The sequence below is a fragment of the Kitasatospora sp. NPDC032757 genome, assembly GCF_055579305.1.
On the sequence record NZ_JBVINN010000039.1, the window covers coordinates 60,524 to 86,255 of the forward strand.

Below are 25,732 nucleotides of genomic sequence, written 5' to 3' on the forward strand. Positions count from 1 at the left end.
GCCCCTGCCGCACCCTCCTCCCGAAGGGACACCCCCATGACCTCCCCGGACACCGTGACGCCCCACGACGGCACCCTGCGCGTCCTGAGCACCAGCGACCTCGCCGGCATCGACATCACGCTCGCCGACGTCGTCGACACCGTCGAGCAGGCCTACCGCACCCTCGCCGCCGGCCACTCCGACAACCCTCGCAAGCTCACCGTCAAGCCCACCGACGGCCACTCCGTCTCCTACGCGATGCTCGGCCGCGACGGCGTGCGCAACGTCGTCGCGATCAAGACCTCGTACAAGCACGGCCTGGACAGGGGCCGCGAGGAGCAGCACTACTACACGACGCTCAGCATCTACGACGACGTCACCGGCCTGCCGGTGGCGATGATGGACTGCGGCCGGATCGGCTCGCTGCGCACCCCCGCCGTCTCCGCCCTGCTGGCCCGCGAGTGCGCCACCCCCGACGCCCGCACCGCGCTGGTCATCGGCACCGGCACCCAGGGCCGCCTGGCCCTCCCCTTCCTGCTCACCACCCTCCCGAAGCTGGAGCGCCTGCTGCTGTCGGGCACCCACCCCGAGGGCATAGCCGCCGTCCGTGAGCAGCTCGACCGCCACTTCCCCGGCCGCGAGCCGGAGCTGGTCACCGACCTCAGGCGGGCCGCGGGCGACGCGGACGTCATCGTCGCCACCGCCGGCGGCCACACCCCCGCCGCCGTCGAGGCCGGCTGGCTCAAGCCCGGAGCGGTCGCCATCCTGGTCGGCCACGGGCTCGCGCCCTCCACCCTGCACCGGGCCGACCGCGTGATCGCCACCAGCGAGGCCCAGATGCAGGTCACCGGGACCGACATGGCCGACGACGACGGCAAGCTGCCCGCCGTCGACGTCGAGCTGCCCGCCGTCCTGTCCGGCGTCTCCAAGGCCCGCACCGCACCCGACCAGCGCATCTTCGCCTACAACAGCGGACTGGTCGTCACCGACATCGCGCTCGGCCACCGCTTCGCCCAGCTCGCCGCCGAGCAGGGCCTGGGCACCGAGGTCGCGCTGTGGCGCTGACCCTCCCCGCCCACCCCGACCCCGGCCACGACGAGATCCTGGGCGGCGGCCTCCTGCACGAGCTCTCGCACGCGTTCGGCGGCCCGTTCCACTTCGTGCTGCCCGAGCGGTTCGACGCCAACCTCGCCGCGTTCCGCGGCGCCCTCGACGAGTCCGGGGTCGAGGGGAGGGTGTACTTCGCGAAGAAGGCCAACAAGGCCGCCGCCTTCGTCGAACGCTGCGCCCGGGCGGGCGCCGGCGTGGACGTCGCCGGCCACGGCGAACTGCGCGAGGCCCTCGGCCACGGCGTCCGCGGCGAGGACCTCGTCGTCACCGGCCCGGCCAAGGCCGACCGGCTCCTGCAGGTCGCCGCCCTCCAGGGTGCACTGATCGCCGTCGACTCCCTCGACGAACTGGAGCGCGTCCTGCACCTGGAGACCCCCCGGCCGGTCCGCATCCTGCTGCGCTGCTTCCCGCCCTCCCAGCCCAGGAGCCGCTTCGGCCTGGACGACGACCAGCTGGACCAGGCCCTGCTGCGGTGCGCCGCGGCCGGGGACCGGATCCGGATGGAGGGCTTCGGCTTCCACCTGTCCGGCTACGAGGTGCAGCCGCGGACCGACCTCGCCGGTGAGCTGGTCGAACTCTGCCTCAAGGCCCGGATCCTGGGATTGCAGGCCGACCGGATCAGCATCGGCGGCGGCTTCGCCGTCGACTACACCTCGGCCGACCACTGGCGGGCCTTCCTGGCCGCACAGGGACCGGACGACTACCACGCCGGGAAGTCCTTCACCCCGGACGACTTCTACCCCTACCACTCCCCCGTCGCCGGGGCCGACGCCCTGCGGGCCGTCCTCGCCGGCCGCCCGCACGGGACGGGTGATCCCCTGGCCGCCCGGCTGCGCGACGCCGGCGTCATGCTGCTCCTGGAGCCGGGTCGCGCGCTGCTGGACGGCGCAGGGTCCTCCGTGTTCGGCGTCCAGGGCGTCAAGGACCGGGCGGGGTACGGCATCGTCACCGTCGACGGCACCAGCCTGAGCCTGTCCGAGCAGTGGTTCAACAGCGAGTACCTGCCCGACCCGGTACTCCTCTCCGAAGGCCGCACCGGCGATCGCACCGACGACACGGCGTACCGGGCCTGCGTGGGCGGGGCCAGTTGCCTGGACTCCGACCTGCTCACCTGGCGCAAGATCGCCTTTCCCACCCGGCCACAGGTCGGCGACCTGCTGGTCTACCCCAACACCGCCGGCTACCAGATGGACTCCAACGAGTCCCCCTTCCACGACCTCCCGCTGCCGCCCAAGGTCGTCGTCCAGCACGTGAACGGCCGGTTGCGCTGGCGGCTCGACCGCCGCCCGGCCTGCTGACCCGCCCCCCACCCCCTGCCTACGGAGCTCCCCCGCCATGACCGACGCCCTGTTCCGCCCGCCGGTGGTCACCCGGATATCCGACCTCATCGGCTACACCCCGCTGTTCGAACTCGCCCGCACCGACAACGGCGCCCGCCTCCTGCTGAAGCTGGAGATGTACAACCCCACCGGCAGCGCCAAGATCCGCATGGCCCGTCAGATGGTCCTCGACGCCGAGGAACGCGGCGAGCTCCGCGAGGGCGGCCACATCATCGAGTCCACCTCCGGAAACACCGGCCTGGGCCTGGCCGTCGTCGCCGCCGAACGCGGCTACCGCTTCACCGCCGTCGTCGACAACCACGCCGCGGTCGACAAGCTGCGCGGCATGCAGGCCATGGGCACCGAACTCGTCTACGTCGTCGAGGACGGCGGCGAGGAACTCAACACCGCCGCCCGCGAGGAACTCGCCGAGGACATGGCCCGCGGCAAGGACAACACCTTCTTCACCGAGCAGCACAACAACCCCAGCAACGCCGTCGGCTACTACCCCGTCGGCCGTGAGATCGCCCAGGCCCTCGACAACCGGGTCGACGTGTTCATCGGCGCGGTCGGCACCGGCGGCGGCCTGTGCGGAACCGCCCTGGAGCTCAGGAAGCACGCCCCCGGGGTCGCCGTCGTCGGGGTCGAACCCAAGGGGTCCATCGCCTTCGGACCGCCCGCCCACGACTACTTCCAGTCCGGCACCGGCACCCCCGAAGGCGCCACCATCGGCCTGCTCGTCGACTACGACCTCATCGACGAAGGCGTCAAGGTCGGCGACGTCGAGGCGTTCGCCACCGCCCGCGTCGTCGCCCGCCGCACCGGCCTGCTCATCGGCGGCTCCGCCGGCGGCGTCGTCCACGAGGCCCTGACCCGCCTCCAGACCCTCCCCCCGGACGCGGTTATGGTCGCCTTCATCAACGACGGCGGCGAGAAGTACATGGACACCGTGTTCAACGACGACTGGATGATCGCCCGCAACCTCATCGACGACGCAGTCGAGGCCGGCATCGACGAGACCCTCGCCAAACTCCGCAGGTCCTGACTTTCAGAAACGTGACTCCCACCATGCCGCAACTGACCACCCTGGCCCGCGACAGCCGAGCGCTCGCCGCGCTCGCCGTCCCCCTCGCCCTCACCCAGCTCTCCCAAGTCGCCCTCACCACCACCGACACCATCATGATGGGCGTCCTGGGCACCGAGGCGCTCGCCGCCGGCGGCCTCGCCCTGGTGATCTTCAACCAGCTCCGCACCATGGGGGTGGGCCTGGTCACCTCCGTCGGCAACCAGGTGGCAGCCGCAGCAGCCCGCGCCGAGCTCGCCACCGCGGACTCCGCGGCGGGCCCCGGCGCAACGACGGGCTCCGGCACCGAGGTCCGCGGCCTGGTCCGGGCCGCCATGGCCGTCGCCACGATCGCCGGGGCGGCCGGCGCCGTACTGATGATCCTCATAGGCCAGGCGGCGACCCTCCTCGGCCAGGACGCCGCCGTCGCCGACCGCGCGCAGGGCATGCTCGTCGCGCTCGCCCCCGGCCTGCTGCCCTGCCTCTGGTTCCAGGCGATACGCCAGTTCACCGTCGGCATGCGCCGCCCACAGGCCCTCCTGCAGATCACCGTCGCCTCCGTCGCCGTCAACGCCGCCCTCAACTGGGCCTTCATCCACGGCACCTGGGGCCTGCCCGAGCTCGGGCTCACCGGCATCGGCGTCGCCACCAGCAGCGTCTACCTGCTCTCCTTCCTGGCGCTGTACGCCAGCGCGCGCCGCGACCCGCAGCTCGCGCCGCTCCTCGGCCCCGACTTCTGGAAGGCCGACGCCCCGACCGTGCGCCGACTGCTCGGCCTCGGCACTCCGATCGCCGCCACCTACGGCTCCGAAGCCGGCTTCTTCTCCGTCACCGCCCTCCTGGCCGGGAGCTTCGGCGCCGCCGCGCTCGCCGCGCACACCGCCGTCAACCAGCTGATCTACATCGTGTTCCAGGTCGCCGTCGGCCTCTCCCACGCCGCCTCCATCAACGTCAGCCGCGAACTGGCGCTCGGTGACTTCGGCGCCGCCCGCCGCATCAAGAACACCGCGCTCGCCTGCGGCGCGGTGGTGATGGCCGTGGTCGGTGCGCTCTACCTCGCACTCCCCGAGCTCGTGCTACGCCCCTACTTCGACCCCCACGCGACCACCGACCAGCAGGGCCTGAAGATCGCCACCGGCCTGCTCGCCATCGTCGCCGTGCTCCAGTTCTTCGACTGCGCCCAGAACATCGGCGTCGGCCTGCTCCGCGGCCTCGACGACACCGGGAGCGGCTTCCGCATCACCCTCCTCGGCTACTGGCTCGTCGGCCTGCCCGCCTCCTGGCTGTTCGCCTACCCGCTCGGCGGCGACACCCGCGGCCTCTGGCTCGGTCTGCTCACCGGCCTCGCCACGACGGCCGTCCTCCTCCTGCGCCGCTACGGCCAGGCCCTCGGCGCCCGATCCGCCGCCACCCCGGCCGCGGTACCGGCAACGTGAACCAAGCGCCGGTGCGGTCCGCGGCCGCCGCTACGTGTCCGGGGAGAAGACGTCCAGCGCCGGGCCTTCGAGGGCGAGGGCGGTGAGACCGGTGGTGGTGCCGGACGCGTGTTCCTCACCGGGCTCCCAGCGGACACCGTCGCCGGCTGAGACGGGGACCTTGTGCCCGTCCGGACCGGCGACCCAGCCTTCGCCCGCGATGACCAGGAAGAGCTGGCTCACCGGAGCGGGATGGGTGCCGATGGTTCCACCTGACTCGATCGCCAGGCAGGTCACGTGAACAGCCCCCTCGCCGACGGCGACGCGGGTCGCGGTGGCGCCCACACTGCCGAAGCGATCGATGACCTTCTCCGCACGGTCGAAGCGGAACATCTCCACGTGGGGCCCTCGCAAGATCCGGAAGGCATCGATCATACGGGCGGACGGTCGACGTGCCGGCGGCGGGACGCGCCTCCGGGGGCGGTCGGGCCCGACGGCCGAACAACTGGCGCGCGGGGGCGACGGCCTGGCTCTGCTTCCTGCACGGATGAACCGGTCCTGCCGTCCGCCCCGTTCACCGTGTGAGGGGCACCGCCGTTCCGGCCGCCTCTCGCCGCTGCCCGGAGCAGTGACCCGGTGGGGAGGAACCGCTCATGCGTGCCGTGGCACGACCGTCGCGCCGACCGCGGTGGCACACCGGGGGCTGCCCTCACCCCTGCCCTTCTGCAGGCCTTGATGGCGGGGAGCCGCCTCCGCGGCGCCCGGCCACACGCGTACCTCCCCGCGCCCGCGTCTCGGCCCACGGTCGGCCGAGCCGGTGGAGCGGGTCGAGCCGGTCGAAGGGATCGAGCCGGTCGAACGGGTGGACTCGGGCGACTGTCCGGCTCCTCCCGCCCCCTCCCCCGCCCGAAAGTACGGAGGTCTGATGGGCCGCTACGTCATCCGCCGACTGCTCCAGGCGATCCCCGTGCTGCTCGGCGCAACGTTCCTGATCTACGCCGTGGTCTTCGCGCTGCCCGGTGACCCGGTGCAGGCGCTGGCCGGCGACAGACGTCCCAATCCGCTCGTGGCGGAGATGATCCGCCAGAAGTACCACCTGAACGACCCGTTCCTCCTCCAGTACTGGTACTACCTCTCCGGTCTCCTCCAGGGCGACCTGGGAGAGAGCCTCACCGGCCGCTCGGTCAGCGACATGATCGGCGAGTCGTTCCCCTACACCGTGTACCTCTCCCTGGTGGCCTTCGCCATCGAGGCGGTCATCGGTGTGCTGGCCGGTGTCATGACGGCACTGCGCAAGGGCAGTTTCATCGACCAGCTACTCCTCGTCAGCACCCTGATGGTGATCTCGATCCCGGTCTTCGTCACCGGCTTCGTCCTCCAGCTGCTGCTGGGCGTGAAGCTGAAGAACGACTACGGCTTCGACTTCTTCCCGGTCTCCTTCAACGACGAGGACGGACTGCGGGCCTACCTGCTGCCCGCGTTCGTGCTGGCGTCCACCTCGCTGGCGTACGTCGCCCGGCTGACGCGCACCAGCCTGATGGAGACCATGCGCGCGGACTACGTCCGCACCGCGGTCGCCAAGGGCCTGAAGCGCCACCGGGTGATCGGCCACCACGCCCTGCGCAACGCCCTGATCCCGATCGTCACCTTCCTCGGCGCCGACCTCGGCGGCCTGATGGGCGGCGCGGTCATCACCGAGAGCATCTTCAACATGCACGGCATCGGCGGCCTGCTCGCCCGCGCCGTGCACCAGAAACAGGGCACGGTCATCATCGGCATGGTGACGCTGCTGGTGCTGATCTACCTGATCACCAACCTGCTCGTGGACCTTCTGTACGCCGTGCTCGACCCGAGAATCCGCTACGAGTGACGGCGGCCGAGGGGCCGGCCGCCGGGGACCGCCTCCCGGATCTCCGGAGACCGGGCAGGTCGCGCGGTCACTCGCCCGAGCGCAGCGACTGCTGCCGGTTCTCGCCTCCGGTACAGGTGCACCGTACGAGGTCGGCGCCGACGGCGGTGGGGTCGACGATCGGGACCTGGCCGCTGCGCCGGTTGGTGCAGGTGCCGGCGGATTGAGCCGTGACTCAGGATCAGCGCGACCTGAAGCGTGCCGATGACCGCGCCGGGATCAGGCTCGGTGGTTCCGGCGCCACAGATACACACCGGGCGACGTCTCGACCGTCTCGTTGGGGAACACCTCTGATGCGCGGCCAAGAAGAGGATTCAGACATGCGATCCGGCGATCGCGGAGCCGTGTGAGGCGAGTTCGAGGGCTCGGTCGTCCAGTCCGGCGGCCATGCGGCCGAGCTGTCCGTTCCAACCAGCGAAGAGGGCCGAACCGCGATGCGGCCCCAGACCAACCTCAAGGACTCTCGCGCCGGTCCGGCGACGACGGCGGTCGGTGCATCACCACACGCCCGGACTCGAGGTCGATCCGGCGATCGAGCGGAGCGCCCGACTGCTCGTCGTCACGCAGCACCAGTCGGCGCTCCTTCTCCTCCGTCACGTGCCGCCGGCTCGGGGAGAGAAGAGTCTGAATCTCGCTGAACACGCTGAACATCGACGCTGCGCCGACTTCAGCCTCGCGCTTGCGCCAGTAGATCCAACCGTGCCGTTCCATCCACAGAAGGGCCCGGTCGGCGAGAAACAGGGTCGGCACGGCTGCCGCCGCCCAGAAGAAGATGCTCATCGCCCTGCCCCCTTGTGAAGGTGCCACTCTGCCCGGTTGCCCCACCGCCGCCGTTCCGGCGTTGGTCCCGATCTTGACAACGCAACGGCCGACACCAACGTGCCCGGTCGCTCGGCGTGTGCAGGCGTGGGCGGTCTCGCTCCGTGCTCTGGATCAGACCAGGAGGCCGGCTGATTCGACGGCCTCGCCCTCGCCGTCGCGTGCACCGAAGCCCACCCGACTCCGAGGATCGCTGTCCGGCGCCCCGCCGCCATGCAGGCGAGGTCCTCGCCGCGGGTGAGGCATGTCCCCACCCCGCATGCCACAGGAAGGGCACCAAGCCCCCGGCCGACGGGATCGACGCCGAGCCGGGCTGCCGGGGCGCGTCCGGGTCCGGGCCCCGGCGGGCCGGGCCGGCTGGCCGGATGGGATGATCTTGCCGACAGTTCCGTGTGAGGAGGCACAAGTGAGCGACCGCTCGATGCATGACCACCGCGACTGGGAGGAGGTCGTGCTCGCAGCTCGGGAGCGTGCCCGCGCGCGTCAGGCCCTCATGGTCGAGCGTTTCGGGCTGTCAGGTGACGTGGAATACCAGTGGTCGATGGACGACGCGCGGATCACGTGGTCACGCGAGGGGAAGGCCTTCCTCACCGGCCGGCTCACGTTGATCGGCAGCGTCAGCCTCGCCCGGCAGACCTGGCTGTGGTCCTGGGCGAACGATTCACTTCCGCAGGCCGTCCTGGGCGACATCGAGCAGGTGCGGCAGTTCGGCGAGCAGAACAGCTACCCCGTCCTGCCGTGGCCTGGTTTCGACCACCACCCCGAACTCGTCGCGGAGGCACGGATGGTGGCGGCATCCGTGCTCGACGCCGAGGGCCTCTGGGCGGATTCGACGGATGACGTGCAACTCCACTTTCTGGTGCATGACTTGGTACTCACCGCAGAAGGACGGTGACGGGCCGCACAGGCTGTCGGCGCCGCCTGGCGATCTGCTTCCCGCTGAGCCTCGGTCGCCCCGGTGAGCCCTTCGACAGGACCCCGGCCTCACCCCGCTCGCGCCATTGGCGGCGCCATCGCTCCACCGACCGCTCGCTGACCCGCAGCGCGGAAGCAATCTCCCGGTTCTTCCCCCCGCCCTCGAAGCGTTCCACGGCGTGCAACCGGATCCGCTCCCGCGCGGCTCTCCCAGCGTCGGTCAAGCCGCCGCCCTGCGCGTATCTCACACTCCAGGGCTATCGGAACGGTCCGACCGCCGTCAGGCGCACGGCTCCGACATCACCCGATCCAGTTCAGTAGCAGGGCGGAGGGTCCGGGGTACGGCCCTCCCCGACCGCCCCGGATGGACCGTTGCGTCCGACGGTCCACCCGGGGCCGGCCTGCCATGCCGGCCCGGCCACACCGGTCAGCCCGGTCGGTCCAGCCAGTCTGGTCAGGCCGGCGAGGCAGGTCCGTCCGGTCAGGCAGGTCGGTCCAGGTCGCCCTTGTCGCCGAAGTCCAGGCGGTCGATCAGCCCGGCAGCGGTGAAGGCGGCCACCAGTTCGTCACGGCCCTCGGTGAAGTGGGCCCAACTGTCGTAGTGGACGGGGACCACCCGGCGGGCGCCGAGGATCCGGGCAGCGTCGGCGGTCTGGGCGCTGTCGAGGACGATCAGCGCGCCGTCGAAGAGGACGGGGAATCGGGGAGCCCCCGCGAAGAGGATGGCGGTGTCCACCGGGCCGAAGCGTTCGGCGATCTCCTCGACCAGGCCGAGCGAGGCGTTGTCGCCGCTGACGTAGACCGTCGGCAGGCCCTCCCCCGTCAGGACGAAACCGACGACCTGGCCGGTGATCGGTTCGACCTCCTCACGGGCTCCCGGGCCGTGGAGGGCGGGCACGCCCGTCACGGTGATCGTGCCACCGCCGGGGCGGTCGAGGTCGATCGACTCCCAGTCGGACAGCCCCCTGGCCCCGTCCCCCAGCCGCTGCCCGCCGCCGGGGGTGGTGAGGGTGAGCGGGACGTCGGCGAGCAGCGCCCGGCCGGAGTCGTCGAGGTTGTCCGGGTGCTCGTCGTGGGAGAGCAGGACCACGTCGATGCGGCCGAGTCCGGCCGGTGCGGCGCAGGACGGCGCCGTCTTGGTCAGCCGGCCGCCCGGCACCTGGTAGTCACCGGGAGCGTCGAAGGTCGGGTCGGTCAGGAACCGCAGGCCGCCGTATGCGAAGAGGGCGGTCGGGCCGCCGAAGACGCGGACGGGGATCTGCTCACTGGTCGTGCCGGTCGTAGCCATTCCAGACACCTCACGGATGAGAATCGGTTTATCCGTGAAGGACGGTAGCCGTTTCTCACGGACGAACGCAAGCCGTACCATGAGATCCATGAGCGAGACCCTGACCGCCGAGACCGCGCTGCCGCCCGCACCAGGGGCGCAGGACTACCTCGCCCTCGACTTCGCCAACAGCGCCGTCGCGCTGCCCGGGGGACACTTCATCGACCTCCTCGGCACCCCCGCGGCAACGGACAGGTGGCTCACCGAGCACGGTCTCGCCCCGGCCGGCGTCCGGGTCCAGGAGATGTGCACGGCACAGCTGCGCTCGCTGCGCGAACACCTCCGGTCGCTGTTCGCCGCGCGGGTCGCCGGACTGCCCCCGCTGCCTGCGGCCCTGTCCGCCGTCAACGCCGCGCTCAGCAAGGCCCCGACGGCGGCCCTGCTGCACTGGGACGAGACCAACGGCCCCTACCGCGCGACGCCGTGCCCCACCACCGAGATCCTCGACCACGCGCTCGCGGCCCTGGCGGCCAACGCGGCCGACCTCCTCACCGGCCCCGACGCCGACCGCCTCACCACCTGCGGTTCCACCCCCTGCAACCGCTACCTGCTGCGCCACGGCCGCCGCCACTGGTGCTCCACCCGCTGCGGCGACCGCGCCCGCGCCGCCCGCGCCTACGCCCGACGTGCGGAGCCGAGGACCGACTGACGCACGCCTCGCACCCGGCCGACCGTCCGGCCGTCGGCGGCGGCCGGCCGGATCATCCGGCCGCCCTCGCCTGCGCCGAGGCGAAAGGTCCGTCCAGGGCGGCCCACTGCAGGAGCAGGATGGTCTTGCCGTCGGTGATGCGGCCGTCGCGGACCATGGCGAGGGTGTCGGCGAAGGGCAGTTCGAGTACTTCGATGTCCTCGCCGTCCTCCTCCAGCCCGCCGCCGCCTCCGGTGCGGTCGGCCGGGGCATAGGGGGCCGCGTAGAAGTGCAGGCGTTCGGTGACCGAGCCGGGGCTCATGTAGGCGTCGAGGACGTGGGTGAGCGGGCCGAGAGTGACGCCGAGCTCTTCGGCGGCCTCGCGCCGGACGGCGGCGAGCGGCGCGTCGCCGTCGAGCAGCCCGGCCGCGGCCTCGACGAGCATGCCGTCCGGGTGGTCGTTGACGTAGGCCGGGTAGCGGAACTGGCGGGTGAGCAGCACCCGTCCGCGCTCGGCGTCGTACGGGAGCACGACCGCGCCGTTGCCGCGGTCGTACGTCTCGCGCTGCTGGGTGACCCAGCGTCCGTCTCGGCGCCGGTAGTCGAACGTGGTGCGGCGCAGGACGTGCCAGCCCTGGGAGGTGAGCTCCACGTCGCGGACCACGACGTCGGGGTTGCGGTCGAGGTCACGCCCGGCGCGGTCGAGGCGGGTGCGGCCACGGTGGTCAGGGGCGTCGATGCCGGGGCGGGTGTTCACTCGCTCTCCTGAGGGGTGCGGCGCGGGATCTCGTCCACGTCGTGGTAGACGGGCAGGCCGCGGCGGCGGGCAGTGGCGACGTCCTGATCAGCTCCGGTGGAGTCACCGGGCAGCCGGAGCACGGCGTCGCAGTGGGCGAGCAGGCGCTCGGCGGCCGGGTAGAGGACCTCGTCGGCGAGGGGGTCCGTGGGGCCCGCGCCGGCCGAGCGCAGGACGGGCAGGGCGACCCACTCTCCGATGACGGGGAGGTGACCGGCCGCGAAGACCGGCCACGCCGCGGCTTCGAGGCGGGCGAGGTTGGCGGCCATGGCCTGTGGGTCGCCGTCGGCACCGGACCGGTAGGGGCCGGCGATGAGGATGAGCATCGGCTTGTCGGTCATGGCGCGCTACGATACACGCAGAAACGTGCAAGAACAGGAGAGAACACGGATGCTGGCTGCTGAACGGCGCGACCACCTGCTGGGCCTGCTCGCGCGAGAGGGCAAGATCGTCGCCAAGGACGTCGCCGTGGACCTGGGCATCTCCGAGGACAGCGTGCGACGGGACCTGCGCGACCTCGCCGCCGAGGGGCTCTGCCACCGCGTCTACGGCGGAGCGCTACCCGTCTCCCCCGCCGTGGCGGACTACACCGCCCGGAAGACCGTCACCCCCGACGGCAAGCGGAAGGTCGCCGCAGCGGCCGCCGCTCTGGTGAAGCCGGGCAGCGCCGTGATCCTGGACGGCGGCACCACCGCCCTCGCCGTCGCCCGCCTGCTCCCGCCGGACCTCACCTGCACCGTGATCACCCACAGCCCGACCATCGCGGCCGCGCTGCTCGACCATCCGCAGGCCGAGGTCTTCCTGCTGGGCGGCCGCATCTTCAAGCACTCGGCGGTCGCCTGCGGTGCCGCCGCGGTCGAGGCCGCCCAGAACGTCTCGGCCGACCTCTGCCTCCTCGGCGTCACCGGCGTCCACCCGGCGGCAGGACTGACCACCGGCGACGCCGAGGAGGCCGCGATGAAGCGCGCCCTGGCCGCGCGGGCCGCGGACACCTACATCCTCGCCTCGTCCGAGAAGATCGGCACGGCCTCACGGTTCCGCGTCCTGCCCTGGGAGGAGATCAGCGGACTGCTCACCGACGCCGATCCCCGGCACGCGGTCGTCGAGCGGCTCACGGCGCGCGGCGTGGAGGTCCTGTCGGCCGGCTGACGGCCACGGGCCTCGGCGGGGTCTCCGGCAGCCTGCAGATTTCGCGTCGCCGTCCACCGCGCGGCCGTCTACCGAGCGGGCGTCCTCCGGGCGTCCGGGCGGCCGGGCGGAAAATCGGGTGACCAGGGACGGCGGGCGCGTTAACCTCGGCCGTATGAACGTCACAGGCCGAAGCACCACCGCGACCGCGCGAGCGACCAGCTCGCCGGTTGCCGCCGCCTGACGTACCCCTTTCCCACCGGCGACCGGACACGGTCCGCCGGTGGTTCCATGGCGTTTCCCGCCCCGGTTCCGATGACCGCGCGGACCAGTCGTCCGGTGCCTCCCCGCAGTTCACGCGAAGGAGCCACCCCATGAACACCGATCAGATCGTCCGCACGTTCGTCGAGTACTTCGAGGATCGCGGCCACCGCCGGATCACCGGCTCGACCCTGCTGCCGCCGCCCGGTGACCCCGTGCTGTTCACCACCTCGGGCATGCACCCGCTCACCCCGCACCTGGAGGGGCGCCCGCACCCCCTCGGCAGGCGGCTGGTCAATGTGCAGCGCTGTCTGCGGACCACGGACCTGGACGAGGTCGGCGATCGCACCCATCTGACCGTCTTCGAGATGCTCGGCACCTGGTCGCTCGGCGACTACGAGGGCCCGCAGAGCCTCGACTGGGGTTACGGGCTGCTCACCGAGGGGTTCGGCATCGATCCCGGGCTGCTGCACGTCACGGTCTTCGGCGGCGACGACCAGACCGGACCGGACACCGATTCCCTGGAGTTGTGGCAGTCGCACGGGGTGCCGGTGGAGCTCACCGTCGAGGACAACTGGTGGTCCAACGGCCCGACCGGGCCGTGCGGCCCCGACTCGGAGATCTTCCTGTGGACCGGCGACACCCCGCCCGAGTCGACGCCGACCGGTGACGACCGCTGGGTGGAGGTGTGGAACCACGTCATGATGCGCCACCGACGACTCGTCGACGGATCGCTCGTGCCGCTCCCCCAGCGCAACGTCGACACCGGGCTCGGCCTGGAACGGCTGGCCTCGCTGCTGCATGGCCGGACGTCGGTGTTCGAGTGCGACGTCTTCGACCCCTGGCGCCGTGTGGTGCCGACCCTGTGGCAGTTGGACGAGCCGTCACTGCGGCTGGTCTGTGACCACCTGCGCTCCGCCATGGTGGTGATCGGAGACGGGGTGCGCCCGGCCAACACCGGCCGCGGCTACGTGCTGCGCCGGCTGGTACGACGGGTGCTCACCGTGCTGCGGCGGGACGATCCCTCGCGCAGTCTCGGGGACCTGCCGGACGAGCTGATCCTGCACACCCTCGACCGCTTCCGCCAGGAAGGGGATCCGGATGCCGTGCGCCGGGTGCTGCTCGACGAGGAGCGCCGTTTCGGCCGGCTCCTGGAACGCGGCCGGCAGATCCTGGCCCGCCCCCGGTTCCGGGGCCCGCTGCGCGAGGAGGACTTCCACTACCTCCACGACACCCACGGTCTGCCGCGCGACCTCGTCCTGAACCTGCGACCGCAGTAACGGCCCGGAGCCCGGCGGCGACGAGGCCGACGAGGCCGAGCCGGCGAGACCGATGAGGCCGACGAGGCCGAACCAATCGCAGGCGTGACGCGCCTGGCCGCCACGGCGGCACTGCGCCACGGAGGTGGATCCCCGGTCGGGGAACCGGGGATCCACCCCAACAGGGCTTCCAGCCGGTCCCGTTCGGCCCGAGCCGGTGGCAGCCGGCCGGCGTTCTCGATCCCGGTCCACGCAGCAGCCCCAGGGTCCCGGCGCCCCCACCCCGCGCAGACGAGGCTTTTGTACAGGTCTAGACTCATATGATGTGACGACTACTCATATACCCGACCTGATCCGCTATGTACGGGAGAACTCCCCCTTCTACCGCGACCTCTACGCCGGCCTCCCGGATGACCTCGCCGGCCCTTCCGACCCCACCGGCCTCAGCGCGCTGCCGCTGACCGAGCACACCGCCTACTGGGCGGCCCACGGCATCACCAACAGCCGGGTGCTCACCGGGCCACACGAGGACGGGATCGTCTTCAAGACCGGCGGCACCACCGGGGCACCACGGGTGTCCATGTACACCCGCGCGGAGTGGCGCCGCATGAGCCGGACGTTCGGCGGCGGCCTGCCGGCCGCCGGGCTGCGCGCCGGGGACAAGGTCGCCAACCTCTTCTACGCCGGCGAGCTCTACTCCAGCTTCGTCTTCACCCTCAACTGCCTGCAGGAAGCGCCCGTCCCCACGGTGCAGCTGCCGATCGGCGGCGCCGCGCCACTGGACGCCACCGTCCAGGCCCTGCGCGACTTCTCCGCGACCGTGGTCGCCGCGCCGCCCACGTCACTGTGCCGGCTCGCCCGCGAGGTCGTCGACACCGTCGGGACCCTGCCGGACGTCCGCATCGCGCTCTTCGCCGGCGAAGCCTGCTATCCGGACCAGGTGGCACTGCTCACCACCGCCTTCCCCAACGTGGCCGTCCGGTCGATCGGTTACGCCAGCGTGGACGCGGGCGTCCTGGCCGGACCGGTGGCCGGGGAGCCGGACAGCCGGGTGCACGAGGTCTTCACCGAGGACAAGGTGGTGGAGCTGCTCGATCCGGAGACCGGCGAGCCGATCGAGGAGGAGGGCCGCCCCGGCCGGGTGGTCGCCACCGATCTGGTCCGCCGTCTGATGCCGGTGATCCGCTACCCGGTCGGCGACCTCGCCGAGTGGGTCGACTTCCCTCGGCGGCGCCTGCGGCTGCTGGGACGCTCGGAGGAGGGCGCCCGGGTCGGGGTGGTCACCGTCTATCTGGAGGACCTGCGCGCCCTGCTGGCCGCAACCGGCGGGCACGGCCCGATCGTCGGCCATCAGGTGGTCCTGCGGCACCGGGCCGAGCGGGACGAGCTGGTGCTGCGGCTCGCCGCCCCGGGCGGAGGAAACCCGGACCTGGAACGGGAGTTGACGACGCGCCTCGGTGAGACCCGGCCGATGTTCGCCGACCACGTCCGCAAGGGCCTGATCCACCCGCTGGCCTTCGAATGGGTCGCCCCGGACGGCCTCGCGGTCAACCCCCGGACCGGCAAGCTGGTCCGGCTCCTCGACGAGCGGATGGGGTAGCCCCCGTAGCATCCGTGGCGCCGTACTACGGAGCCACGGATGCCACGGGAGCCACGGGAGCTACGGGCCGCCGCCTGGCGGCGGCCCGCGGTCCTCAGCGGTTCCGGGCCCGGCGGTCGACGACCGCAAGGAGCTTGCCGCTGGCGGCCGTCCGCTCGAAGTCCTCGGCGGGGGCGTGCTCCACGGACAGCTCCACCAGGCCGTCGCGCACCACGGCGGCCGCGAGGTCCGGGTAGGCGTCCAGGAACTCCCTTACCGCGTCCGGGTGTTCGGCCGGGCGCGGGTCTTCGCCCGCGCCCGGGTCCTCGCCCGGGCGCGACTGCGAGCGGAGCCCCTCCAGGCGGACGGTCAGCTTCTCCCGGGCGCTGTGCTCGTCCTCGTCGAGGAGCAGCTGAAGGGCGCCGTGGTGGTCCAGCCGCTCCTCGGCCGCCAGCACGAAGCGACGGTAGTTGAGGAAGTGGCTGCCACTGCGGAAGATGTCGCCGAAGCGGCCGAGGAGTTCGAACCGCGGGGTGCGCCGCCCGCAGGGGCAGCCGCCGTCCACCCAGCGGCCGAGGTCGCCGATCTCGTAGCGGTCCAGGCGCTGGCCGCGCCGGCTGTGCGCGGTGAAGACCAGCCGCCCGGCCTGCCCCGGACCGGCCGGGCGGTCCTCCTCCAGGTCGAGGATCTCCAGCGTCTGCAGTCCGCTGAACAGGTGGTGGACCCGGTCCCCGGCATCCGGGCACTGGTAGCCCAGCGGGCCGGCGTCCACACTGCCGTACGCCGCCGAACGGATCAGCTCGACGCCGAACTCCTCGCGCAGCCAGGTGCGCTGGCGCTCGGGGAAGTGTTCTCCGCCGTAGAAGAGCTTGCGCACCCCGCGGTACTCGCGGAGCACGTCCGCGCCCTCGGTGAAGACCCGCAGCAGGTAGTTCGGCATGCCGAAGAGGGTGTCCACCCGGTGCTCGACGATCGAGCGGGCGACGGCCGCGTGGTCGTCCTGGGCGGCCATCGGGAACTGCACCGCGCGCAGGTTCTCCAGGACCGAGTAGAAGCTCAGGAAGCCGCCGTAGAGCAGACCGCCGAAGAAAAGGTTCATCGCCCGGTCGGTGCGCGGGTCGAAGCCCGCCGCGAGCACGCCCTCGGCCCCGTGCCGCATGTGCTCGTGGTAGTCGTCCCAGCTGAAGGCCGAGAGCTTGGGCGCGCCGGAGCTGCCCCCGCTGCGGAAGAACACCTCGGCCCGGCCGAGGTCCTCCTGCAGCTGCTCGAACTCGCTCTTCGCCGTCACCGGCACCGGCGGGGGCGGCAGTTCGCGGGCGCCGACGAGGTCGTCCAGGCAGGCGTCGGCGGAGAACCGGGCGTCCAGCTGGACGTCCACCCGGCGGCTGTAGCGCTGCAGCGCGTACACGCCGTCGTGCGGCTCGCCGTCGTAGCTGTCCAGCATCCGCCCGGGGACGGTGACCCGCTGGACCCCGGCGGCGAGGACGGCGCCGGCCAGCTCGGCGGTGTCGCGGCGGGAGGCCCCGATCCCGGCGGTCTGCAGGTAGCGGCGCATCGGGCGCAGCACCTCGCCGATCCGCTTGCGCGGCAGCGGCTTGACCCAGACGGTCCGGTGCAGCGGGGAGGCCCGCAGGGCGCCGCGGGTGTCGGCCAGGACGTGCCAGCGGGCGGCGGGGTCGGCGTGCACCTTGGTCAGGCCCAGGTGCTCCTCCAGCCGCGCCACCAGCACGGTGTTGGTGATCTCGGCGCTCTCCAGCAGCTCCGGCTCGGCCGCGCTCGGCGGCTGGGCGGCGAGGACGGCGGCGAAGCGCTCCGCGAACGCGAAGAGCTGATCGTGGTCCTCGGTGTCCAGGTAGATCACCTGGGGGCTGGCGCAGGCCTGCTGCTCCAGGCGGCAGATGTCCTGGGCGATGCCCGCGAGCGTCTCGGGGGCGGACCAGGCGTCGGCGGTGAGGTAGGCGAAGGAGAGCTTGGGCCCCCAGTCGACCAGCCGGCAGCCGGGCGGGGTGAGGGCGGCGATGGCGTTGACCGCCTCCTCGCCGCCCCAGGCGGCGACGGCGTCGGCGGCGCCGCAGAGCCGGGCCAGCCAGTCGGTGCGGGAGGAGGGGAAGCCCAGGACGACGGTCCGCGCGGCGATGGCGCCGGTCGGGTCGAGCGCGGCCAGTTCGGCGAGCAGGGCGTGGGTGAAACGGCTCCCGCCGCTGGTCTTGACGATGTTGAGGTTGCCCGCGAGCAGGCCCTCGACCACGCTGAGCGCGCCGGCGGCGGGGGCGTTGCCCGGGGCGATGTGCACCAGCAGGCCGACCGGCAGCCAGCCCTCGAAGATCTCACGGCGGAAGTCGAAGCGGGCCAGCCGTCCGGGGTCGATCCCGCCGAGCTCGCGGGTGACCTTGGTCTCCAGGGCCTCGCGGCCGAGCGCCTCGGTGAGGTCGTGGAGGGTGCGCTCGCGCTCCGCGGTGTCGACGTCCGCGTCGTCGAGCAGCCGGGCGAGCCGGCGGTGCTGCTCGCTCGCGGGGTCGGCCAGCGTGGCGGCGAGGCGGTCGCAGGCGGCGAGCACGGTCAGCGGGCTGAGCGGGACGGCGAGGGCCTCGGTGGTGCAGGTGTCGAGCCCCGCGAGGCGTCGCTCGGCTTCGGTGTCGTCGACCCAGCTGCCCTGCCAGTAGTGCCGGTCGGTGGTCGCTACGGGAGTCGTGGGGCTGGTCATGAGGCCTTCTCGGTCTTGAGGAGTTCGGCGGCGGCGATGGCACAGCTGCGGTTGCGGCTGAGGCCGGCCCGGCCGTGCACGGTGAACCAGGGGGTGGACAGTGCGCAGCCGCACTCCTCGGGCGCGTGCTGGGTGACCAGGTCGCCCATGAGGACGGACTGGGCGGGCACCGAGGTGACGTACGGCGAGATGAACTGCGCGTAGCCCGGCTCTCCGTAGGGCAGCGGTGTCAGGTCGCGCACCGAGCGGACCAGCATCCGGGCCCAGACCGGCACGTGCAGGTTGTGGTTGGGGCATTCCATGTGCAGGACGGAGTGTTCGGCGGCGCCGTAGCCGTCGCGGATCCGCTCGTCCGGGATGCCCAGCTGGTCGTGGATGCGCCGGTACAGCTCGGGCTTGGCGACCTGCTTGTCCGCGTGGCCCTTCCAGCCGCCGCCGAAGACGACCAGCGAGCGCGGGGAGAGCTCCAGCGGGCCGATGCCCAGGTCGCGCATCCGGTCGAGGGTGAAGGAGAGGAAGGCGGGGAACCCGAGGATCCGCACCGGGGCGCCCTCCTCGGCGTACCGAATCAGGGTGCGGACGCAGCCGAAGGGGTCGAACTCGTGGGTGCTGCCGGTGTGCTTGAGGGCGTACTCGACCGAGCGGACCGGGGCGAAGTGGCACAGGTACTCGTCGGTGAACGACGTGCCGAGGTTGAGGCCGGGCCGGGGCTGGTAGTTGGAGAGGAGGTAGTTGACCGGCTCCCGCTCGTCGATCCAGCCGTAGTGGTCGAAGACCCGGGCCACCATGCGCTGGCCGTTGCGCAGGGTGAACTCGTCGAAGAACATCTGCGACCGCTGGCCGGTGGTGCCGGAGGAGGTGAGGTGCAGCAGCACCTCTTCGCGGGGCAGCGAGAGGATCTCGTGGGCCTTGAAGAAGTTGGCGTGGACGAAGGGCAGCCGGTCGAGCTCCTCGATGCTCTCGATCGGGCGTCCCGCGCCCGGGCCGGCCTTGAGCAGCCGGTCGAAGAACGGGGACCTGGCCGCGTGCCAGGCGTTGGACTCGTTCATGGCCGCGGTGAAGAGGCGGTCCGAGGCTGGGCCGGCCTGGTACGGCTCGGCGATGTCGCAGAGCTGCTGTACGTGGGCCAGCGCATCGGCGTCGGGTACCGCGACCGGGCGCAGGTACTTGTTCATCGGAATATCCCGTTGGTGTTGAGGTTCTGGTGCTTCCACAGTTCGATGTACTGCTCGGCGAACGGCTGGAAGGCGGCATCGATGGACAGGCCGCGGAAGTCGAGCGGCTGGAGGGTGCGGGCCATCACCACGTAGTCACGGAAGCCCTTGTCCTCCCGGCGCATCGCCGGGTAGGCGGCCACCGGCAGGAACCCGTGTGCGAGCAGCAGCCGCAGGTTCTCGTAACTGTCCAGTGGCAGCAGGGTTTCGAGGTAGCTGGCGCCGTGGGCGGCGAGCTTCTGGGTGATGGTGTCGAGGTCGTCACCGATCGCGGAGAGCCCGGGTTCGGCGCCGATCAGCGTGCAGTACCCGTCGGACGGACTGAGCTGCGCGTACAGCTCGTAGCGGCCGTCGGCGGGCGTGAGCAGCACGTTGGGGGTGTGGAAGGGGTAGAAGCACTGCCCGGGGTCGGGCAGGTGGCGGGCGAAGTGGCGGGCCACGAACTGCGGGGCGTCGACGAGTTCGAGCCCCGGGCCGGGACCCCGGGCCGGGACCGGCAGCGGCTCGTCGGCGAGCTCCGGCCTCGGGTGCGGGCCCGGGACGGCGTCCAGGGCCCGCATGAGGCCGCCCAGGGCCTGCGGGACGCGTGCCACCGGCAGGCGCTGTTCGAGCACGCCCTCGCGGTGGCGGGCCAGCAGCACCATGGTTTCGTGCCGTGCGGCCTTGCGCAGGTTCGGCAGGACGCCGAGTGCGCGGAACCCGGCCTGCAGGCAGATCCGTTGCGGCGCGGTGGAGTTGGTACGGGCGGTCGAGTAGAGCGAGTCGGCCGGCCGATCGCCGCCTAGCAGTGCCTCGCTGAGCTGCCGGACGGCCAGGTGGCCCGCGCCGAGGCCGCGGGCGTCCGGGTGGATCACCAGGCCCTGGAGCTTGCCGAGCCGGGCGGCAGGGTCGAGGGTGCCGACGATCGAGCCGAGGAGCCGGCCGCCGGCGGGCTCGCGGGCGACCAGCCAGGTGGTCTGCGGCGAGCTGATCTCGCTCGCCATCACGTCGGGATCGGTCCCGAGCGGCAGTGCGTACGCACGCCCGTAGACCTCTCGGTACAGCAGGAGCAGCGCGTCGACGTCATCGGGACGCGCCGGGGAATAGTTGAGCACCGGATTGCCTCCCCCCACGAAGGCGGTACGTCCACGGATCTGCGTGGACGCGACATGGAAGAGCGAATTCACGCCCGGCGGCGAGCACCCGGATTGGGGCAACCCGCCACACGGCGGACCGGATGGGTCGCGAAAGCCGCGTTGGGCACGAACGGAAGGAGTGCGGTCACTGTAGGTTGACCGACCATCACACTAACCCGGCTCCGGCATCACGGCGGCCCCCTTCGCCGGCGGTCGATGCCGTCTCAGCAGGTGGGACAAGGGGTTCACCGGTAGTGGTGCGACAAGGATCACAACCATTCAGAAGCAGCGGTGATGGTTCGCCAAAACTCTTCTGATGGATCATCAAATATGTACGAAATTCAACGAATGAATTGATCCACCCTGCCCCAGGGCGGTGATTTTCCGGACGGCGTCGGAGATCTGCCGCGCCCCGGGGCCGAGTGGTCGCCGAGCCCGTTGTGGGCGGTGATCGGGGCGCGTATCCGTCGGCCGAACAGAGCGCCGTCGACCTCACCGGCCCCTCGGCCCGGCCGCTGCCGGACCGGGCCGGCCGGCATCTCGACCCCTCGGCCCGGCCGCGACTCGACCGGGCCGGCCAGCATCTCGATGGGCAGCGGCGGCCACTTCGGCTCTTCCCGGGTGAGGCTCGCCAGCTCCTCCGGGGGTTCGGCGCCGTCCCGAACGATCACGACGTAGGCCTTCGCCTCCTGCGGGCTCAGCCGCGGGGCCTGCCTGCGCAGGTGGCTCATCGCGGCGACGATCCCGGCGGAGCGGACGAGCGCGTCTCGACGGGAAGGCGGTCCGAACGGGCGGTCAGACGGTCAGCGCAGCGAGCTCCGCGTCGGCGCGCTCCGCGACCAGGGCGAGGACGCGCCCGGCGGCGACCAGGTCCTCGGCGGGTATCCCGCCCCAGACGCGGGCGGTGATGGGGGCGGTCTCCGCGGCGACGACGGCGAGCAGCTCGCGCCCCGCATCCGTGGCGCGAAGGTGCGCACCGTCCACGACGAGCAGCTGCCGCGCCAGCAGCCCGTCGAGAGTGGCGCGGATGTCGGCCGGATCGGTCTTGAGGGAACTCCGGACCTGCGTGACCAGTTCGGCCGGCGTCTGCGGGGCGTCGGCGGTGACGGCGGCGCGCAGGGCGACCTGCTGCTGGAACGTGACGCCGTGCCGGGCCAGGACGTGCTCCAGGACGCCGCGGGCGGCGTAGTGGGCCAGGCCGAGGGCGCGGGCGTCGGCGGCGGGTGCGGTGGTGGTGGAGGCGGTGGTGGTCATGGTGTTCTCCCCTGAGTGCTCTCGTCGTCGGGCAGGGATGGAGCGAGAGGTACGTCGAGCAGGGCCGTCAACTCCTCGGTGAAGGCGCGCGTCCGCGGGGCGTCGAGGCCGCCGAGCGGCTCCAGCAACTGCTGGAGGAGGCCCTGGACCACCGCGATGGCCTGCCGCGTGACGGCCTGGCCCTCGTCGGTGAGGGCGAGCTGTACGGCGCGCGGGTCGCGGGGATCGCGGGTGCGCTCGATCAGCCCGGCGGACTCCAGCGCACGCGCCAGCTTCGAGACGTACAGCGCCTCCAGCCCGGTGTGGTCGGCGAGCCGGCGCTGACTGGGCCGCTCGCCGGCGCGCTGCATGCCGTACAGCGACGCGACCAGGGAGTACTGCGCGTGCGTGAGGCCCAGCGGGGCCACCGCGCGATCGACCGCGACACGCCACTTGTTGGCGAGCCGCCATACCAGGAAGCCGGGCGTGGTGCCCGTTGAACCCTTGCTCATGGCAAATAGAGTACATGGCTACTATGTCCATGGCTACTATCTTCCGCCTGCCCCCCGCCGTTCCCGCCAGAACCCTCCACCGGAGCCCCCGCACCCGACCCCCGCGGAGTCGGCGTTCGGGCGGCCCTGAGCCGCCCCGGTGGCGCGGGTGCGGGCCCCGTCGGCACGGCCGCGGCAGCCGTGCGGGCGGCGGGAGTTCGGCCCCGCACCAGGGCTTCCGGCGGCCGGTGCCTCGGCTAATCTGCACGGGTGACCACCGACCTGACCCTGCTGCCGCGTGTCGCCTACCGCGGACAGGAGGTCACCGCGCCCCGGCTCCGCGCCCTCCTCGCGCTGCTGGCGGTCGACCTGCGCACGGGCTGCAGCACCGAGCGGCTGGTGGCAGGTCTGTGGCCGGACGAGTTGCCGGAGCGGCCGGGAAAGGCGCTGCAGGTCCTCGTCTCCAGGGCCCGGGCGCAGTTGGGCTTCGACGTCCTCGCGAGCACGCCGACCGGATACCGGCTCACCCTCGCCGAGGATCAGGTCGACAGCTCCGCCCTGCTGCTGCACGCCGCCGCGAGCGCGGACCGGGCCAGGACCGGGGACCACGCGGGGTCGCTGGCTGCGGCCGAGGCCGGGCTCGCACTGTGGGAGGGCGCCCCCGACGAGGCCGGCGACACCGACGACCCCGTAGCCGTGTTGCGCACCGAGCGCGCCCCCGTCCACGGCACGCTCGTCCGCGCGCGGGCGCTCGCCCTCGCCCGGCTGGGGCGGCACGCGGAGGCGGCCGGGCCGCTGGCCGTGGCCGCCGCGAGGCATCCGCGCGACGAGGAGGTGCTCGCCGAGCTGCTGCGCGGCGAGGCGGCGACGGCGGGCCCGTCCGCCGCGCTGATGCGCTACGAGGCGTACCGCCGTGAGCTGCGCGACGGGCTCGGCACGGATCCGGGTGCCGGGCTCAAGGCCGTCCAGCAGGAGCTGCTGCGCGGCGAGGCGCCCGTGGTCAGACACGGCGTGCCGCACGAGCCGAACCCACTGCTCGGACGGGACGACGACATCGCGGCGGTGGAACGGCTGCTGCGCGCCTCCCGCGCCGTCACCGTCATCGGCCCCGGCGGCCTCGGCAAGACCCGGCTCGCGCACGCCGTCAGCCGCGGGGCCGAGCAGCGCGTGGTGCATTTCGTACCGCTGGCCGCCGTCACCGCGAACGAGGACGTGGCCGCGGAGGTGGCCTCCGCGCTCGGCGCGGGCGACGGACGGCCCGGCGCCGTGAGCGGCCACGCCTCGGCCGACCCGGTGTCCGGCATCCTCGGCGTGCTCGGCTCCGGGCCCGCACTGCTGGTGCTGGACAACTGCGAGCAGGTCGTCCGGGGCGCCGCCGACCTGGTGCGGGCCCTGGTCTCGTCCTCGAAGGACCTGCGTGTGCTCGCCACCAGCCGGGCCCCCCTCGGCCTGACGTCGGAGGCGGTGTACGCGCTGCCGGAGCTCGGTCTCGACACCTCCATCGAGCTGTTCACACAGCGGGCCCGGGCCGCCAGGCCAGGCGTGCAGCTGCCGCCGGACGCGGTGGCCGGGCTCTGCCGCCACCTCGACGGGCTGCCGCTCGCCGTGGAGCTCGCCGCGGCGCGGGTGCGGGTGCTCTCGGTGCCGGAGATCGCCCGGCGCCTCGGCGACCGGTTCGCGCTGCTGCGGGGCGGGGTGCGGGACATGCCGGAGCGCCACCGCACGCTGTACGCGGTCGTGGAGTGGAGCTGGAACCTGCTCGCCGAGGACGCCAAGGCCGCGCTGCGCACGCTGTCCGTCTTCCCCGGCGGCTTCCTGGGCGAGGCGGCGGAACAGGTGCTCGGCGAGGACGCGCTCTCTCTCCTGGAGCAGTTGGCCGATCAGTCCCTGCTCACCGTCGCCGACACCCCGGCCGGCGCGCGGTTCCGGATGCTGGAGACCGTACGGGAGTTCAGCGCGGCCCGGCGCACGGAGGCCGGCGGGGACGACGCGGCCGTCGGCCGGTTCCTCGCCTGGGCGCGGGACTTCGGGGTCGCACACCACGACGTCCTCTTCGACCCCGAACCGCGGGCGGCCTGGGAGCGGATCAGGGCCGAGCAGGACAACCTCGTGCTGGCCCTGCGGTACGCCCTGGCCCGGGCGGACGACCCCACCACCGCCGCCCTCACCGCCGCCCTCGCCGGCCTGTGGTCCACCGCCGCCAACCTTCCCCGCCTCGTCACCCTCGCCGCCGACACCGGCCCGCCGCTGTCGCACTACCGCCCCGGGCCCGAGTACGTCGAAGTCGCCCGCGCCGCCGCGGTGGTGTGCACGGCGGGCCTGCTCATGGGCTACGGCCCGCACGCGGTACGCCAGCTCGTCACCCTGCGGCGGCTGCCCCCGGCCCCGACGGACACGCTGCTGGGCGCCACCGCGGTGGTGCTGTGCGCGGTCCCCGAGATGCGGCCCCCCGACTACGACGCGCTGCACAGGCTCTGCGGCAGCGACAGCGAGCAGCCGCTGGTCGCCGGCCTCGCCGAGTGCGTCGCCACCTATGTCTGGGAGTACGAGCAGGACATCGACCGCGCGCTCGCCTCGGCTCACCGGATGGTCGCCGCACTGGCCCCGGTCGACAACCCGTCCATCCAGCTCATGCGTCATTCGCGGCTGGGCGAGCTCTGCTTGCGGACGGGGCAGGGCGAGACGGCGTACGAGCACCTCAAGGCGGCGTTCGAGACGCTGCCGCGGATCGGCGACGGGCACGACTACATCGGCATGCGCTCGACCCTCGTCCTCGCCTGCCTGCAACGCGGGGACCCCGACGAGGCCGAGTACTGGCTGCGGCTGGCGGAGAGTGACAACGCCCCGCAGCAGGACGCCTTCTACAGCACCGATCTCGGCGGGCGCGCCGAGATCGCGCTCGCCCGCGGGCTGACGGAGGTCGGTCTGGGCCTGTGGCGCAGCGCCGTCGAGCGCATTCTCGCGGCCGGCTCGACGCACAGCGGCGACCCCTGGCTCGACCCGTGGGCCCTGCAGATCCAGTCGGCGGCGGTGACGGCACACGCGCACGCCGGCCGCGTCGAGCTCGTCGCGGGGCCGGTCGACCGGCTGCGGAAGCGGCTGCGGACGCTGCTCTCCGGCCCGTCCGGCTCGCCCATGGAGCTCCCTGTGTTCGGGACGGTGCTGCACGCCCTCGGCCTGGTGGGGCTCGCGTCGGGCGACGCGTCCGCCGTCCGGATGATCGCGCTGGCCGAACGGCTGCGGGTGATGCGCGACTTCCAGCCGACGATGTCGGAGGAGCGGGCCCGGCAGAAGGCGCTGGACGCCGACGGGGCGGCGTACGCCGACGCGGTGTCGGAGTACGCCGCCCTGGGGCGGAGCGGGTTGCGGGACTCGGCCCGCGCTGTCACGGCGGTTACTTGGGGTCGCGGTTGAAGGTGGAGGTCGACCAGAAGTAGCCGAGGACGGCCAGGCCCAGGCACCAGGCGA

General features: G+C 72.6%; 22 protein-coding genes and 1 pseudogene. 11 read left to right on the plus strand and 12 right to left on the minus strand.

What is annotated here, in order from left to right:
- The first annotated feature begins 36 nt into the window (after nt 1–36).
- The 4 genes from ACZ5WK_RS31815 to ACZ5WK_RS31830 are packed head-to-tail and all read left to right on the plus strand — an operon-like array spanning nt 37 to nt 4,907.
- Nucleotides 37–1,044: an ornithine cyclodeaminase family protein gene (locus ACZ5WK_RS31815; RefSeq protein WP_465552588.1), complete on the plus strand. Its 1,008-nt coding sequence runs from the start codon at nt 37–39 to the stop codon at nt 1,042–1,044.
- A complete protein-coding gene (locus ACZ5WK_RS31820; protein WP_465552590.1) occupies nt 1,035–2,387 on the plus strand; it encodes a type III PLP-dependent enzyme domain-containing protein in 1,353 nt (450 codons plus the stop codon). The genes ACZ5WK_RS31815 and ACZ5WK_RS31820 overlap by 10 nt, the downstream gene beginning before the upstream one ends.
- Before the next feature lie 37 nt (nt 2,388–2,424).
- Nucleotides 2,425–3,453, plus strand: coding sequence for a cysteine synthase family protein (locus ACZ5WK_RS31825; protein WP_465552592.1), 1,029 nt, complete (start codon nt 2,425–2,427; stop codon nt 3,451–3,453).
- 23 nt (nt 3,454–3,476) lie between these two features.
- On the plus strand, nt 3,477–4,907 hold the full coding sequence (locus ACZ5WK_RS31830; protein WP_465552633.1) for an MATE family efflux transporter: 1,431 nt from the start codon (nt 3,477–3,479) through the stop codon (nt 4,905–4,907).
- A gap of 30 nt (nt 4,908–4,937) precedes the next feature.
- Here the strand turns inward: ACZ5WK_RS31830 and ACZ5WK_RS31835 are convergent, their stop codons facing one another.
- Nucleotides 4,938–5,321, minus strand: coding sequence for a cupin domain-containing protein (locus ACZ5WK_RS31835; protein WP_465552594.1), 384 nt, complete (start codon nt 5,319–5,321; stop codon nt 4,938–4,940).
- 490 nt (nt 5,322–5,811) lie between these two features.
- On the opposite strand from ACZ5WK_RS31835, the gene ACZ5WK_RS31840 reads away from it, so the two are divergent.
- On the plus strand, nt 5,812–6,756 hold the full coding sequence (locus tag ACZ5WK_RS31840; protein WP_465552596.1) for an ABC transporter permease: 945 nt from the start codon (nt 5,812–5,814) through the stop codon (nt 6,754–6,756).
- 492 nt (nt 6,757–7,248) lie between these two features.
- Here ACZ5WK_RS31840 and ACZ5WK_RS31845 read toward each other — a convergent pair whose 3' ends face one another.
- On the minus strand, nt 7,249–7,575 hold the full coding sequence (locus ACZ5WK_RS31845; protein ID WP_465552598.1) for a DUF6191 domain-containing protein: 327 nt from the start codon (nt 7,573–7,575) through the stop codon (nt 7,249–7,251).
- A gap of 445 nt (nt 7,576–8,020) precedes the next feature.
- On the opposite strand from ACZ5WK_RS31845, the gene ACZ5WK_RS31850 reads away from it, so the two are divergent.
- A complete protein-coding gene (locus ACZ5WK_RS31850; RefSeq protein WP_465552599.1) occupies nt 8,021–8,509 on the plus strand; it encodes a DUF6882 domain-containing protein in 489 nt (162 codons plus the stop codon).
- A 13-nt stretch (nt 8,510–8,522) separates the two neighbouring features.
- Here the strand turns inward: ACZ5WK_RS31850 and ACZ5WK_RS31855 are convergent.
- Nucleotides 8,523–8,777 (minus strand): annotated as a pseudogene (locus ACZ5WK_RS31855) (helix-turn-helix domain-containing protein); the annotation flags it as partial.
- 233 nt (nt 8,778–9,010) lie between these two features.
- Nucleotides 9,011–9,817: an MBL fold metallo-hydrolase gene (locus tag ACZ5WK_RS31860; protein ID WP_465552601.1), complete on the minus strand. Its 807-nt coding sequence runs from the start codon at nt 9,815–9,817 to the stop codon at nt 9,011–9,013.
- An 88-nt stretch (nt 9,818–9,905) separates the two neighbouring features.
- On the opposite strand from ACZ5WK_RS31860, the gene ACZ5WK_RS31865 reads away from it, so the two are divergent.
- The gene (locus tag ACZ5WK_RS31865) at nt 9,906–10,505 is read left to right on the plus strand and encodes a CGNR zinc finger domain-containing protein (protein WP_465552603.1); all 600 of its coding nucleotides are present in this window, start codon (nt 9,906–9,908) and stop codon (nt 10,503–10,505) included.
- 52 nt (nt 10,506–10,557) lie between these two features.
- Here ACZ5WK_RS31865 and ACZ5WK_RS31870 read toward each other — a convergent pair whose 3' ends face one another.
- Together ACZ5WK_RS31870 and ACZ5WK_RS31875 are read right to left on the minus strand one after the other, a co-directional pair.
- Nucleotides 10,558–11,241 carry an NUDIX domain-containing protein gene (locus tag ACZ5WK_RS31870; protein WP_465552605.1) on the minus strand — a complete coding sequence of 228 codons (684 nt, stop codon included), beginning with the start codon at nt 11,239–11,241 and terminating at the stop codon, nt 10,558–10,560.
- The gene (locus ACZ5WK_RS31875) at nt 11,238–11,621 is read right to left on the minus strand and encodes a DUF4406 domain-containing protein (protein WP_465552607.1); all 384 of its coding nucleotides are present in this window, start codon (nt 11,619–11,621) and stop codon (nt 11,238–11,240) included. The genes ACZ5WK_RS31870 and ACZ5WK_RS31875 overlap by 4 nt, the downstream gene beginning before the upstream one ends.
- A gap of 49 nt (nt 11,622–11,670) precedes the next feature.
- Between ACZ5WK_RS31875 and ACZ5WK_RS31880 the strand changes: the two genes are divergently transcribed.
- From ACZ5WK_RS31880 to ACZ5WK_RS31890, 3 genes are all read left to right on the plus strand, one after another.
- Complete coding sequence (locus tag ACZ5WK_RS31880) at nt 11,671–12,429, plus strand: DeoR/GlpR family DNA-binding transcription regulator (protein WP_465552609.1); 759 nt, start codon at nt 11,671–11,673, stop codon at nt 12,427–12,429.
- 353 nt (nt 12,430–12,782) lie between these two features.
- Nucleotides 12,783–13,949, plus strand: a complete 1,167-nt coding sequence (locus ACZ5WK_RS31885) for an alanine--tRNA ligase-related protein (RefSeq protein WP_465552611.1) — start codon at nt 12,783–12,785, stop codon at nt 13,947–13,949.
- 304 nt (nt 13,950–14,253) lie between these two features.
- The gene (locus ACZ5WK_RS31890; protein ID WP_465552613.1) at nt 14,254–15,528 is read left to right on the plus strand and encodes a phenylacetate--CoA ligase family protein; all 1,275 of its coding nucleotides are present in this window, start codon (nt 14,254–14,256) and stop codon (nt 15,526–15,528) included.
- 94 nt (nt 15,529–15,622) lie between these two features.
- Here ACZ5WK_RS31890 and ACZ5WK_RS31895 read toward each other — a convergent pair whose 3' ends face one another.
- The 6 genes from ACZ5WK_RS31895 to ACZ5WK_RS31920 all read right to left on the minus strand — a co-directional run bounded on the left by ACZ5WK_RS31895 (nt 15,623) and on the right by ACZ5WK_RS31920 (nt 22,285).
- Nucleotides 15,623–18,211, minus strand: a complete 2,589-nt coding sequence (locus ACZ5WK_RS31895) for an acyl-CoA reductase (RefSeq protein ID WP_465552615.1) — start codon at nt 18,209–18,211, stop codon at nt 15,623–15,625.
- Nucleotides 18,208–19,386: a LuxE/PaaK family acyltransferase gene (locus tag ACZ5WK_RS31900; protein WP_396320372.1), complete on the minus strand. Its 1,179-nt coding sequence runs from the start codon at nt 19,384–19,386 to the stop codon at nt 18,208–18,210. Before ACZ5WK_RS31900 ends, ACZ5WK_RS31895 begins: the two co-directional genes overlap by 4 nt.
- The gene (locus tag ACZ5WK_RS31905; protein WP_465552617.1) at nt 19,383–20,519 is read right to left on the minus strand and encodes a GNAT family N-acetyltransferase; all 1,137 of its coding nucleotides are present in this window, start codon (nt 20,517–20,519) and stop codon (nt 19,383–19,385) included. Before ACZ5WK_RS31905 ends, ACZ5WK_RS31900 begins: the two co-directional genes overlap by 4 nt.
- A 362-nt stretch (nt 20,520–20,881) precedes the next feature.
- On the minus strand, nt 20,882–21,271 hold the full coding sequence (locus tag ACZ5WK_RS31910; RefSeq protein ID WP_465552619.1) for a hypothetical protein: 390 nt from the start codon (nt 21,269–21,271) through the stop codon (nt 20,882–20,884).
- 64 nt (nt 21,272–21,335) lie between these two features.
- The gene (locus ACZ5WK_RS31915) at nt 21,336–21,794 is read right to left on the minus strand and encodes a MarR family transcriptional regulator (protein WP_465552621.1); all 459 of its coding nucleotides are present in this window, start codon (nt 21,792–21,794) and stop codon (nt 21,336–21,338) included.
- Nucleotides 21,791–22,285: a MarR family winged helix-turn-helix transcriptional regulator gene (locus ACZ5WK_RS31920; RefSeq protein WP_465552623.1), complete on the minus strand. Its 495-nt coding sequence runs from the start codon at nt 22,283–22,285 to the stop codon at nt 21,791–21,793. The genes ACZ5WK_RS31915 and ACZ5WK_RS31920 overlap by 4 nt, the downstream gene beginning before the upstream one ends.
- A 249-nt stretch (nt 22,286–22,534) precedes the next feature.
- Between ACZ5WK_RS31920 and ACZ5WK_RS31925 the strand changes: the two genes are divergently transcribed.
- Entirely contained in the window at nt 22,535–25,678 is a 3,144-nt protein-coding gene (locus ACZ5WK_RS31925; RefSeq protein ID WP_465552625.1) for an ATP-binding protein, read from the plus strand.
- Nucleotides 25,679–25,732: the final 54 nt, after the last annotated feature.